This is a genomic window from Tabrizicola sp. M-4, from assembly GCF_051132405.1.
GTDB lineage: Bacteria > Pseudomonadota > Alphaproteobacteria > Rhodobacterales > Rhodobacteraceae > Paragemmobacter.
The window spans coordinates 260,942-272,719 of sequence record NZ_CP128606.1; the positions used below are offsets into that span (position 1 = coordinate 260,942).

Sequence of the window (11,778 nt, forward strand, 5' to 3'; positions counted from 1 at the left end):
AACTCGCCATCGCCATCCGCGCCGGCGGATGCGCGCGGGTCGTGCGGCGGTGGGGCATATGCGCCACCTCGCCGCCCTTCATGCCGCTGCCGATCTCGCCCGCCAGTCCGGACAGGCGCAGCACGGTGGTGTTGATCTCCTCCACCGCCGTGGCCTGCTCCACCGAGGTATCCGCAATAGCCGCGACAAGGCCGCCCGTCTCCTGGATCTCCGGCACCAACCGCGACAGCGTCGCCGCCGCCGACCGTGCCGCCCGCAGGCTGTCCGCCGTCGCCGTGTCGATCTCGGCCGCCGCTTCCGCCGACCGCTCCGCCAGACGCCGCACCTCCGTCGCCACCACGGCAAAACCCGCGCCCTGCGCCCCGGCCCGCGCCGCCTCCACCGCCGCATTCAGCGCCAGCAGGTCAGTCTGCCGCGCGATCTCGCTCACCACCTTGATCCGCTCGGCGATGCCCTCCATCGCGGTCATCGTCGTCTTCACCGCGTCGCCCCCGGCAACCGCATTCTCGGAAACTCGCAGCGCCGCCTCCTTCGTGGCCATGGCGCCGTTGGCATTCTCCTTGATGCTGGCCGAAAGCTCCTCGATCGTCGCCGAAACCTCGGTGACAGATGCCGCAAGCGTATCCGCGATCTCGCGCTCCTGCTCCGCCTTCGACTTCCGCTCGGTATCCAGCGCCTCGAAATAGGTGGAAATCCCGTAATCCATGTCCAGCATCGCCAGCCGGAAATAGACGCTCAGCACATGGGTCGCCTCGCCCACGCCGCGCTTGCCCAGCAGGCCGCCCTTCAACAGCGTCGGGAAGAAATCCTCGATGATCCCCCGGAAGATCAGCGAATAGCTGTCCATGTACCAACGCGGCTCCAGCCCGATCTGCGCATGGATGCGCCCGATCCGCGTCACCAGCGCCACGTAATCCTCGTCGATCCGCCCCGATGTCAGCCGGGCCCAGTGCTTCATCTGCAATCCCTTCGCCCGCTCCGCATGGGCGGCATCACGAAAGAAGGCCGCCGTGTTCGGCGTCTTCAGGATCGTGTCATAGGCGCGGTCCAGGATCGGTCCCAGCCCACGCATCAGCGCCTCCGAATGCCGCCCTGCCAGCGCCAGATCCGCCTCTGTAAGGCCAAGATAGGCCAAACGCCCCTGAAGGTCCGATTGCATGAAAGTGCCCTTGTTCTCTGCTGACAGGCCAATCCTGCCAGGTTGAAGCAACGGACGCGCCCTAATCCGACTTAGGGAAAATCAAGAATGAAACATAAAATGTGAATATGTTGAATCCAAGAGTTCCCTTTGGACCATCTTCCCCCAACTGACATGCTAGCATACACTGCCTGCAAAAGGGGAGGCCGCCATGACCCGCATCACCGCCATCCGCGCGTTGGATATCCGTTTCCCCACCTCGCGCAGCCTTGACGGCTCCGATGCGATGAACCTCGCCCCCGACTATTCCGCCGCCTATTGCATCATCGAAACCGATGGCGGCCATGCCGGCCACGGCCTCACCTTCACCATCGGACGCGGCAACGAACTCTGCGTCGCCGCCATCACCGCCCTTGCCCCCCTGATCAAGGATATCCCCGTCGAAGACCTGCTGTCGGACATGGGCGCCACATGGCGGCGCATCACCGGCGACAGCCAGCTTCGCTGGGTCGGCCCCGACAAGGGCGTGATCCACCTCGCCACCGCCGCCCTCGTCAACGCGCTCTGGGACCTGAAGGGCAAGGTGGAAGGCAAACCCGTCTGGCGCCTGCTCTGCGACATGACCCCCGCCGAAACCGTGGCCCTCGTCGACTGGCGCTATCTCTCCGACGCACTCGACCCCGGCCGCGCCCGCGAACGGCTGGAGGAACACCTCCCCACCCGCGCCGCCCGCATCGCGGAAATGCGCGCCAACGGCTACCCCGCCTATACCACCTCGGCAGGCTGGCTCGGCTATTCCGACGAAAAGATGCGCGACCTCTGCCGCGCCGCCATCGCGCAGGGCTGGAACCACTTCAAGATGAAGGTCGGCGGCAATCTGGAAGATGACATCCGCCGCGCCCGCATCATCCGCGAAGAGATCGGCCCCCACCGCCGCCTGATGATGGACGCGAACCAAGTCTGGGGCGTGGCGCAGGCCATCGACCACATGAAACCCCTCGCCGCCTTCGACCCGTGGTTCATCGAGGAACCCACCTCACCCGACGACATCCTCGGCCATGCCGCCATCGCGCGCGGGGTCGCACCGATCAAGGTGGCGACGGGCGAACACTGCCAGAACGCCGTCATGTTCAAGCAGTTCCTTCAGGCCGACGCCCTGCAGATCCTGCAACTGGATTCAGCCCGCCTTGGCGGCGTCAATGAAATCGTCGGCGTCTTCCTCATGGCCGATCACTTCGGCGTCCCCGTCTGCCCCCATGCAGGCGGCGTGGGCCTGTGCGAATATGTCCAGCACCTGTCGATCTTCGATTACGTCTGCGTCTCGGCCAGCCTGACAGACCGCGTGCTGGAATATGTCGATCACCTGCACGACCATTTCGAAACGCCCGTCCGCATGCGGAACGGCCATTACCTCCCGCCCGAGGAACCGGGCTATTCCATCACCATGAAACCCGCCTCCATCGCCGCCCATCTCTGGCCCGATGGCGCGGCGTGGAAGGGGTAGGGGGCGGTCACGCCGCCACCGTCTCGACGCTCAACACCGTGGGCAGATGCCGCGCGATCTCGTGCCAATGCGCGCCCCGGTCGCGGCTGGCAAACACAGACCCGCTGTTGGTGCCGAAATACACCCCCGTCGGGCTGGCCCGATCCACCGCCATCGCCTGCCGCAGCACGGTAAAAAAGCAATCCTTCACCGGCAGGCCATCGGTCATCGCCTGCCAGCTTTCGCCCCCATCTTCGGATCGGTAAACCGCCGCCGATGCCCCCGGCGGAAAGCGCCCCTGCGTGTCGCCGTTCAGGGGAAAGGTCCACAGCCGCCGGGCATCCGCGGGGTCCACCGCGATGGGAAAGCCGAAATCGCTGGGCAGCCCCGCCGTGATCGGATGCCAGCTTCGCCCGCCATCCGGGCTGCGGAATACGCCGTGGTGGTTCTGCTGATACATCAGATCGCCCCCGCCCGGCGCCCGCACCATGTTGTGGACGCAGAACCCCAACTCATGCCCCTCGCCATGGGAATGGTCGTGGTGGTCGTGATGCCCGTCGCCTTCGTTCGACAGCCGGTTCCGCCGCTCCCAGCTTGCCCCGCCATCCTCCGTCGCAAAGACCCCTGCCGCCGAAATCCCGACCCACAGCTTCGCCGCATCCTCCGGATCGCCCACGATCGTATGCAGCACCAGCCCCGCGCCCCCCGGCTCCCAATCCGGCCGCGACGGGTGGTTCGACAGCGCCTCAACCTCCTCCCATGTCTCGCCACCATCCCGGCTCGCAAACAGCGTCGCAGGCTTCGCGCCCGCATACAGCACCCCGCCCGAAAGCCCCAGCGACCACAGCGCCGAAATCCGCCCCTTGAACGGCGCATCCGGCATCGGCCCGCGCCCCAGATATGCCGCCATGCCGGGGTCCGCCGCCAGCATCGCATCCATCATCCCGTTGGCCAGCAGGGACAGCACCCATGTTTCGCCCCCGTCGGTCGACCGCCATACCCCCGCGCCATGGAACTCGCCGCCCCCCGCCGCATAAAGCGCGCCCGTCGCCGGATCGGCGATCACATGGTTGATGTTCCAGCCGTCGCAATGCGGCCCCGACACCTGCCACCCCGTCCGTCCCGCCCCTGACCGCAGCAGGAAAACCCCCTTCGTGGTGCCCACAAGCACCGTCACCGCCCCCGTCATCCGCTGCCCTCCCTGCCGCCGATGACCCGACCCTAGCACCAATGACCGAGTCGGGAACGCCGCTTCTGTGGCCTCCCTCACATCACCCCGATATCCGCCTGCGCCACCGAGACGGATTTCACGATGGCAAAGACCTCCGCCCCCTCGCGCAACTCCAAGGCCGCCGCCGACCGCCGCGTGATCCGCACCAAGAGCGCGTCCCCCCCCACCGACAACCGCACCAGCGCGCCGGGCCCGTCCCCCATCCGCACCGCCGCCACCACCGCGGGCAGCACGTTCAGCGCCGAAATCCCCTCCGGCCTTCCCCGCGCGATGATCACATCTTGCGCCGCGATCCGCACCCGCAGCGCACTCCCCACCGCCGCCTCTATCCGCGGCAGCCAGACTGGCCCCCCCGCCGTCTCCAGCCGCGTCAGCCCGTCCTCCTCCTGCGCCGCCACCCGCGCGGGCAGGATGGACCCCGCCTCCCGCAGCCCCAGCACCGGCGCCAGCCCCGGATCCGCCAGCACCTCCGCCACCGGCCCCGCCGCCCGGATGCGCCCCTGATCCATCACCACCAGCGTGGTCGCCAGCCGCGCCACCTCGGCCATGGAATGGCTGACGTAAAGGATGGGGATGTCCGTCCCGTCGCGCAGCCTCTCGATCCAAGGCAGGATTTCCGCCTTCCGCGCCTCGTCCAGCGCAGCCAGCGGCTCATCCATCAACAGAAGCCGCGGGTTCGACAGCAGCGCCCGCCCGATGGCCACCCGCTGCTTCTCCCCCCCGGAAAGGCCGCCCGGCCGCCGCTCCAGCAGCGCGCCGATGCCCAGCATCTCCACCACCGCCCCCAGCCCCACGCCGCCCGCCGGGGCGAACCGCTGCCCATAGGTCAGGTTCTGCCGCACCGACATATGCGGAAACAGCCGCGCATCCTGAAACACATAGCCCAGCCTCCGCCGATGCGGCGGCAGCGCCACGCCCCCCGCCCGGTCGAACAGCACCGCGCCCCCGGCCACGATCCGCCCCCGGTCCGGCATCAACAGCCCCGCCACGGCATTCACCACCGTCGTCTTGCCCGAACCCGACCGCCCGAACAAAGCCGTCACCCCCGGCGGCGCGCCAAAGGCCACGTCCAGCGCGAACCCCGGAAAACCATGCGCGATCTCGACCGAAAGGCTCATCCCGCCCCCCCGATCCGCCGCGCCACCCGCCGCGCGATCCATTCCGACGCGATCAAGGCCCCCATCGCCACCGCAATGGCGACCAGCACCAGACGGAACGCCTGCCGATCCCCCCCCGGCACCTGCAGAAAGGCATAGATGGCCGATGGCAAGGTCTGCGTCTGCCCCGGAATGTTCGACACGAAAGTGATCGTCGCCCCGAATTCCCCCATCGCCTTGGCAAAGGCCAGCACCGCCCCCGCCAGAACCCCCGGCAGGATCAAAGGGAGCGTCACCGTCAGGAACACCCATATGGGCGAGGCGCCCAAGGTCCCCGCCGCCTGCTCCAGCTTCGGGTCCACCGCCTCGAAGGCCAGCCGTATCGCCCGCACCATCAAGGGGAAGGCCATCACCGCCGCCGCCAGCACCGCCCCGGTCCAGCGAAAGGCCAGCACGATCCCGAACCACTGGTCAAGGAACTGCCCGACATAGCCTCGCCGCCCGAAGGTGATCAGCAACAGATATCCGGTCACGACAGGCGGCAGGATCAACGGCAGATGCACCAACCCGTTCAGCACCTGCTTGCCCGGAAACTCCCGCCGCGCCAGCAGCCACGCCACCCAGATGCCGAAGGGCAGGCTCACCACCGTCGCCCAGAACGACACCTGCACCGACAGCGCCACCGCCTGCCATTCCGAAGGCGAAAGCCACACCGTCATCGGCGATCAGGCCCACAGGCTGGCATGGCGCTCCCCTCGTTATGTCCAAAGGAACATAACACGACGGTCCCGCCTCCCGGCAAGGGTCCGCCTCAGTCCTGCAGGACGATCAGGTCACGCCCCGACAGGCTCACCTCCGCCGCGCTGCCGATGGCGGGCGGCGGCGCGTCCGACCGGTTGAACGTGTCCAGCGCCACCACGCTGCCCGCCACCTCGGCCCGCACCCGGATGATCGACCCAAGGAATTCCACGCTCTGGATCACCGCAGGCAGCACGACCTCCGCCCCCTCCTTGCGCCCCAGATGCACCGCCTCGGGCCGCAGCGCCAGCGACAGGCTCGCCCCTTTCCCCACGGCCACCGGTTCCGCCAACCGCACCGGCACCCCGGCCAGTTCCGCCGTCTCCGGCCCCGTCACCTTGCCGCTGAAGATGTTCAGCGTCCCCACGAAGGTCGCCACGAACCGCGTCGCGGGCCGGTTATACACCTCGAACGGCGCGCCCACCTGTTCCGCGATCCCGCCATTCATTACGACGACACGGTCCGACATGGACAGCGCCTCTTCCTGATCATGCGTCACGAAGATCGTGGTGATGCCCAACTCCCGCTGGATTTCCCGGATCTCATTCCGCAACGAAACCCGCACCTTCGCATCCAGCGCCGAAAGCGGCTCATCCAGCAACAGCACCCGCGGGCTGGGCGCCAAGGCCCGCGCCAAGGCAACCCGCTGCTGCTGCCCGCCCGACAACTGGAACGGATACCGCCCCCCCATCTCCGCCAACCCGATCAGGCGCAGCATCTCGGCCACCCGCGCATCGCGCTTGTCCTTCGCCACGCCCTTGACCTTCAACCCGAAGGCCACATTCTCCGCCACCGTCAGGTTGGGGAACAGCGCATAGGCCTGAAACATCATCCCGATGTTCCGCTGGTTCGCCTTCAACCCCGTCACATCCTGCCCGTCGATGACGATGCCCCCGGATGTCGGCACCTCGAACCCCGCCACCATCCGCAGCACCGTGGTCTTGCCACAGCCCGAAGGACCAAGCAGAGAGATGAACTCCCCCTTCTCCACCGCAAGGTTAAAATCCTTCACCACGCGGTTCGCGCCAAAGACCTTTTCCAGATGGGACAGCGACAGGAACGACATCAGGCCTTCGCCCTTTCATGTTTGGCAAATCGGGTCACAAGCTGCATCAACCCCATGCAGCCCCATGTGATGGCAAAGGCGATCACGGCCAGCGCGGGCGGCTCATAGGCGCGGTTCGCGCCAAGCAACTGCATGAAGGGCCCGAAGGCCGGCCGGTTCAGAAGGGCCGCCATGGTGAATTCCCCCATCACGATGGCCAGCGTCAGGAAGGCCCCCGACAGCACCGCCACCATCACGTTGGGCAGGATCACCCGCGCCAGAATGGTGAACCACCCCGCCCCAAGGCTCTGCGCCGCCTCCGTCAAGGTGCCGACATCGATAGTCCGCAGCCCCGTATCGACGGAACGGTACATGTAGGGCAGCGCCAGCGTCGCATATCCCATCGTCAGCAGGATATCCGTCCCCAAGGCCGACCCCGTCAGCGGCAGGAAGGATGACGTATTGTACAGCCGGATATAGCCGAACACGATGACGATCGCCGGAATGACCAGCGGCAGCAGCGTCACGAATTCCACGAAGGGCCGCGCCTGCGGCAGGCGCAGCCGCACCCAATAGGCCGTCGGCACCACCAGCACCACGCCCACCACGATGGTCGCCGCCGCCAGCGCCAGCGAATAGCCGAAGGTCTCCCAGAACCGCGGATCGGCAAAGACCACCGCATAGGCGTCAAAGGAATACTCCCCCCGCCGCATCTTCAGGCTGAACTCCGTCATCCCCACCAGCGGCAGGATGAAGTAAAGACACCCCAGTATCAGCGTGGCCCACGAGACGAGGCGGATCATTTCAGCCACCTTTCCGACCGCACGCGCAGCCAGATGTACAGGAAGTTCGCCGCCGCCGTGATGACGATCATCCCGAAGGCCAGCGCATAGCCAAGGTTCGGGTTCCCCAGCACGTCACCACGTATCTGCGCGAAAAGCTTGATCGGCACGATGTTCAACTGCGGCCCCGTCAACGCGAAAGCCGTCGCCACCGCCCCGAAGGCATTGGCGAACAGCAGCGCGAAGGTGCCCAGCAGCGACGGAAACAGAATGGGCAGCGCCACCATCCGCCAATACTGCGCCCCCGTCGCGCCCAGCACGGCGGCAGCCTCGCGCCATTCCCGCTTAAGCCCGTCCAGCGCGGGCGTGATGATCAGGATCATCAGCGGGATCTGGAAGAACAGATAGGTGATCACCAGCCCCCAGAAGGACAGCAGGTTGAACCCCATCGCGCGCAGGTTGATCCCGAACTCCGTCCGCAGCCACACCGTCACAAGGCCCACCGGCCCCAGCGTCGCGATGAAGGCGAATGCCAGCGGCACCCCCGCGAAATTCGACGCCACCCCGGAAAATGTCAGCAAGGGCGACCGCACGCCCTTGGGCAGCCCCCCGAAGACCACCGCCGCCGCCATCGCGAACCCGACCGCGCAGCCCAGCAAAGCGGTGATGAAGGACAGCTTGATCGAGGTCCAGTAGGCGCTCCGGATCGAGGCCGTGTTCAATTCCACGATGTTCTGCAGGGTGAAACTGCCTTCGGGCGTCTGGAACGCGCCCAGTACGATCTTCATCGTCGGCAGGAACAGGAACAGCACGGCAAAAACGGCAAAGGGCAGGATGCCCAGCCACTCCACCGGCCAGCGGAAGCGCGGCCCCGTCGCGGGGCGGTCATCGGCCATCTGGTTCCCCTGTTGCGTTCCGGAATACGGGGCTCGTCCCGGCCCCTTTCCCCTTCGTTAACACGAAACGCCCGCCCCCGGCAAAGGGGCGGGCGTCCCGCAGTCTCAGACCTTACTCGACGTTGGCGCCGACGATGGCATCCCAGCCCTCGACGACGGCGGCCTTGTTCGCGTCCACCTCTTCCAGCGTCGGGAAATAGGCGGCCTCATAGGCCTCGGCCGGGGGCAGTTTGTCCATCAGATCCTGCGGGATCTTGCCAGCAGCGGCCATCGCGTTGAACCGCGCGGGGTGGCAATACCCGGCCAGCCAGCCAAGCTGACCTTCATCCGAATACAGATACTCCATCCACAGCTTCGCGGCATTGGGCTGCGGCGCATAGGCGCTGATCGCCTGCACATAGACGCCCGCCAGAACGCCCGTCTTCGGCACGATCACCTCGACCGGCGGGTTGCCCGCCAGCGTGTCACGCGCCGACAGCGCGTTGTAGTCCCACATGATCACGATGGGCGTGGTCCCCTGCGCCAGAGTGCCCGCCTTGCCGATCACCGGCACGAAGTTGCCCGCATCGTTCAGCGCCTTGAAGAACTCCAGCCCGGCCTTGCCAGCCGCCTCGCCGGGGGCAGCCCCGGTGGACATGCCCGCCGCCAGAACCGCAAGGATCGCTTGGTTCGACGCACGCGGGTCACCCGCCAGCGACACCATCCCCGCATATTCCGGCTTCAGAAGGTCGGCCCAGTCCTGCGGAACGGTCTCGACCAGATCCTTGTTCACGAGGAAGGACATCACCCCGTAATAGTCGGCATACCAATGCCCTTCCGGGTCCTTGATGTTCTCCGGGATCTCGTCCCAGGTCGCAACCTTGTAGGCCTGCGTCAGGCCTTCCGCCTTGGCCTGCGGTCCGAAGGCCAGACCCACATCCAGCACGTCGGGCGCCTGCGGGCCCTTGTTGTCCTTGTTGGCCTTCACGGCCTCCAGCTCGTCCGCCGAACCCGCATCGGGGTTCAGCTCGTTCACGGTGATCTCGGGATACTTCGCCTTGAAGCCCGCGATCACATTGCCATAGCCGCACCAGTCATGCGGCAGGGCGATGGTCGACAGCATGCCTTCGGCCTTCGCGGCCGCTTCGATCTCGGCCAGCGACTGGGCCTGCGCCACAGGTGCCAGCAGCAGACCCGCCACGCTTGCCGAGGCAAACAGCAGTTTCTGGATTTTCATTTGAACGTCTCCCCGTTCCTGATTTCCGGTCCGATCCGGCCACGCCCCCGCCAAAGGGGCGGCTCCCCCTGCCGTGATGCAGGCGGAACCGGTCCGTATCCCCACGCTAAGGGCGACCAAGCCGACTCGGCAAGCATCCTCGTATGCATTTGTAACAATTTTTTCGTCCCAAGCCGCCCTGAAACGATCCTGACAGCATTAACCCTGCGTCAACGTTCCGATTCCCTGCGGCATCCGAAAAAAGGTTAACCCGCCTTTTCCGTCCCGTGCGTATGTACAGTTTGCGGCACAGTTTCCGGCACAGAATTCGGCACATCCCTTTTTCCCTCAACGTCCTGAAATCCAAGCGCCTTAACGCAGCGCCCGCTGCCATGCGCCCGCCGCATGCCACCCCTGCACCCCCACGCCTTCCGCATGGCCGCGCGGGGACCTAGATTCCCCACGCAGAACAAGGAGACCGCAAGATGTCCGCCGTGACCGTCCTCGACAGAAACGCAAAGGCCAAGGCCGCCGCGATGGAGGCCCTGGCCCAGATGTACGGCTATTACGCCTATGCCTGGCAGCCCTTCACCCCCGCCCTGACAGGCGAAAAGCGCGCCGCCTGACCCCGCGGTCAGCGCGTCCGGAACGCCACCACGTTCCCGCCCAGATGACGGTTCTGCTGCGCCACCATCTGGCTCTGCCGCATCTGGCGCCCCGATTCCGCATGATCCAGCAGCATCAGGCGGAAAGTGGCTTCCATCAGTTGCGGGTGGATCGTCGCGCCCTCGCCGCCGACAAGCGCCGCCAGACGCCACGCCCCATCCTCGCGCTCCACCTGCCGCCGCACCGCACCCCGGTCGGCCACCCCATAGGTGGTGCAGAAGGTGTCCAGATACTCCTCATCCTCCTCGGCCAGCGCAGGTTGTGGAAGCATTTCGTCCATCGGCAACAAGCCCTTGATGGAAAAGGTCAGCGGTGCCGATTTATGCGCCCCGATCGTCTCGGGGAACAGAAGGCCCCGGCCCGATGCCAGATGCCACCCCTGCGCCAGATACAGCAGGCGCTGCAGGTCGAAGAAACCGAAGCCATCCCACGCGTGATGGAAATGGTGCGAAAGGTAGATCGCCACATCCTGCGCCCGGCTTGCCATCGTCGTCTCTCCTCTCCATCGCACCGCACGCGGCGGTCACGGGGTCGTTAACCCAAAGCTGCATTCTATGCGGATGCGCATGGTTTCCCATCCTTCCCGCAGTATTACAGCCGTCCGTATGTACATACTCGCGGCCCGGTTGCGGCCCGTCCCGGCGGGTCTGGATCAGGCAGCAACAGACCGTCCCCCGGCCCCGTCTCCGGGCCGGCGCGCATGGCGTTCCGATGCTGTCCTAATTCCTCCCGCCCTCCGGGGCGGCCTTTTCGCGTCAGGCGAAGTGGCGGGTCTGCCCGTCCACCTTGCCATAGATGCGCTGCGCCTGAAGGACGACCTCCACACGGTTGCGCACGTTGAATTTCTGCATGATCTGCGTCATGTAATGCTTCACCGTCTTGTCCGACAGGTTCAGCTTGTTGGCGATTTCCTTGTTCGACGCGCCGTTCAGCAACTCTCGCACCACCTGCCCCTCGCGCGAATTCAGCGCTACGGTGGCATTGGCGACACGGCGCTGTTCCGCCAGACGCATCTCGCGGATCACCGCGCTCGCCATGGTCGAAGCGATGAATTCCCGCCCCGCCGCGACCTCTTCGATCGCATAGAACAGGTCCGGCACCGCAATATCCTTCAGGACATAGCCCAAGGCCCCCGCCGACAGCGCGGCGATGCAGGTCTGCACGTCGCTCGTTCCGGTAAAGACCAGAACCTTCGTGTCCGGCGCGGCCGCCGTGATCTCCTCGATCACATCTATCATCGTCACTGCGGGCGTCAGGCCCAGAATGACCACATCCACAGCCCCGTCGCGCACCAGATCCATCGCGGCGTCACGCGAGGTTCCGGTTCCGACGATCCGGTATTGCGCACAGGGGCGCAGCGTTTCGACCAGACCGGCAAGCACGATCGGATGGTCGTCAATCAAGGCCACATTCAGCATCTTCGTACCGCGTTAAGTTCGGAACCGAT

Annotated in this window: 11 protein-coding genes and 2 pseudogenes; 2 read left to right on the forward strand and 11 right to left on the reverse strand. The window is 66.1% G+C overall.

Features of this window, described 5'->3' with window-relative positions; genetic code table 11:
* Positions 1-279 precede the first annotated feature (279 nt).
* Positions 280-706: pseudogene (locus TabM4_RS01380) on the reverse strand (methyl-accepting chemotaxis protein); the annotation flags it as partial.
* A pseudogene (locus TabM4_RS01385) lies at positions 683-1,159 on the reverse strand (protoglobin domain-containing protein); the annotation flags it as partial. The pseudogenes TabM4_RS01385 and TabM4_RS01380, both read right to left, overlap by 24 nt.
* A gap of 190 nt (positions 1,160-1,349) precedes the next feature.
* Between TabM4_RS01385 and TabM4_RS01390 the strand changes: the two are divergent.
* Positions 1,350-2,642 carry an enolase C-terminal domain-like protein gene (locus TabM4_RS01390; RefSeq protein WP_434617353.1) on the forward strand — a complete coding sequence of 431 codons (1,293 nt, stop codon included), beginning with the start codon at positions 1,350-1,352 and terminating at the stop codon, positions 2,640-2,642.
* Positions 2,643-2,649: 7 nt separating this feature from the next.
* Here TabM4_RS01390 and TabM4_RS01395 read toward each other — a convergent pair whose 3' ends face one another.
* From TabM4_RS01395 to TabM4_RS01425, 7 genes are all read right to left on the reverse strand, one after another.
* On the reverse strand, positions 2,650-3,810 hold the full coding sequence (locus TabM4_RS01395) for a WD40/YVTN/BNR-like repeat-containing protein (protein ID WP_434617356.1): 1,161 nt from the start codon (positions 3,808-3,810) through the stop codon (positions 2,650-2,652).
* Between the two features lie 77 nt (positions 3,811-3,887).
* Positions 3,888-4,970 carry a molybdenum ABC transporter ATP-binding protein gene (modC, locus tag TabM4_RS01400; protein WP_434621874.1) on the reverse strand — a complete coding sequence of 361 codons (1,083 nt, stop codon included), beginning with the start codon at positions 4,968-4,970 and terminating at the stop codon, positions 3,888-3,890.
* Positions 4,967-5,668, reverse strand: a complete 702-nt coding sequence (gene modB, locus TabM4_RS01405; protein WP_434617359.1) for a molybdate ABC transporter permease subunit — start codon at positions 5,666-5,668, stop codon at positions 4,967-4,969. Before modB ends, modC begins: the two co-directional genes overlap by 4 nt.
* A 92-nt stretch (positions 5,669-5,760) precedes the next feature.
* Entirely contained in the window at positions 5,761-6,813 is a 1,053-nt protein-coding gene (locus TabM4_RS01410) for an ABC transporter ATP-binding protein (RefSeq protein WP_434617361.1), read from the reverse strand.
* Positions 6,813-7,595 (reverse strand): ABC transporter permease, encoded by a 783-nt coding sequence (locus TabM4_RS01415; protein ID WP_434617364.1) that lies wholly within the window; start codon positions 7,593-7,595, stop codon positions 6,813-6,815. The genes TabM4_RS01410 and TabM4_RS01415 overlap by 1 nt, the downstream gene beginning before the upstream one ends.
* Positions 7,592-8,470 (reverse strand): ABC transporter permease, encoded by an 879-nt coding sequence (locus TabM4_RS01420; RefSeq protein WP_434617367.1) that lies wholly within the window; start codon positions 8,468-8,470, stop codon positions 7,592-7,594. The genes TabM4_RS01415 and TabM4_RS01420 overlap by 4 nt, the downstream gene beginning before the upstream one ends.
* A gap of 112 nt (positions 8,471-8,582) precedes the next feature.
* The gene (locus TabM4_RS01425) at positions 8,583-9,686 is read right to left on the reverse strand and encodes an ABC transporter substrate-binding protein (RefSeq protein ID WP_434617370.1); all 1,104 of its coding nucleotides are present in this window, start codon (positions 9,684-9,686) and stop codon (positions 8,583-8,585) included.
* 464 nt (positions 9,687-10,150) lie between these two features.
* On the opposite strand from TabM4_RS01425, the gene TabM4_RS01430 reads away from it, so the two are divergent.
* A complete protein-coding gene (locus TabM4_RS01430; protein ID WP_434617373.1) occupies positions 10,151-10,291 on the forward strand; it encodes a hypothetical protein in 141 nt (46 codons plus the stop codon).
* An 8-nt stretch (positions 10,292-10,299) separates the two neighbouring features.
* Here TabM4_RS01430 and TabM4_RS01435 read toward each other — a convergent pair whose 3' ends face one another.
* Positions 10,300-10,818, reverse strand: coding sequence for a hypothetical protein (locus TabM4_RS01435; RefSeq protein WP_434617376.1), 519 nt, complete (start codon positions 10,816-10,818; stop codon positions 10,300-10,302).
* Positions 10,819-11,086: 268 nt separating this feature from the next.
* Entirely contained in the window at positions 11,087-11,749 is a 663-nt protein-coding gene (locus TabM4_RS01440; RefSeq protein ID WP_434617379.1) for a LuxR C-terminal-related transcriptional regulator, read from the reverse strand.
* Positions 11,750-11,778: the final 29 nt, after the last annotated feature.

Bases quoted from the DNA above. Each gene is read 5' to 3' on its own strand.
- TabM4_RS01390 (WP_434617353.1), top strand. From the start codon at position 1,350: ATGACCCGCATCACCGCCATCCGCGCGTTGGATATCCGTTTCCCCACC.
- TabM4_RS01395 (WP_434617356.1), bottom strand. From the start codon at position 3,810: ATGACGGGGGCGGTGACGGTGCTTGTGGGCACCACGAAGGGGGTTTTC.
- modC (WP_434621874.1), bottom strand. From the start codon at position 4,970: ATGAGCCTTTCGGTCGAGATCGCGCATGGTTTTCCGGGGTTCGCGCTG.
- modB (WP_434617359.1), bottom strand. From the start codon at position 5,668: ATGACGGTGTGGCTTTCGCCTTCGGAATGGCAGGCGGTGGCGCTGTCG.
- TabM4_RS01410 (WP_434617361.1), bottom strand. From the start codon at position 6,813: ATGTCGTTCCTGTCGCTGTCCCATCTGGAAAAGGTCTTTGGCGCGAAC.
- TabM4_RS01415 (WP_434617364.1), bottom strand. From the start codon at position 7,595: ATGATCCGCCTCGTCTCGTGGGCCACGCTGATACTGGGGTGTCTTTAC.
- TabM4_RS01420 (WP_434617367.1), bottom strand. From the start codon at position 8,470: ATGGCCGATGACCGCCCCGCGACGGGGCCGCGCTTCCGCTGGCCGGTG.
- TabM4_RS01425 (WP_434617370.1), bottom strand. From the start codon at position 9,686: ATGAAAATCCAGAAACTGCTGTTTGCCTCGGCAAGCGTGGCGGGTCTG.
- TabM4_RS01430 (WP_434617373.1), top strand. From the start codon at position 10,151: ATGTCCGCCGTGACCGTCCTCGACAGAAACGCAAAGGCCAAGGCCGCC.
- TabM4_RS01435 (WP_434617376.1), bottom strand. From the start codon at position 10,818: ATGGCAAGCCGGGCGCAGGATGTGGCGATCTACCTTTCGCACCATTTC.
- TabM4_RS01440 (WP_434617379.1), bottom strand. From the start codon at position 11,749: ATGCTGAATGTGGCCTTGATTGACGACCATCCGATCGTGCTTGCCGGT.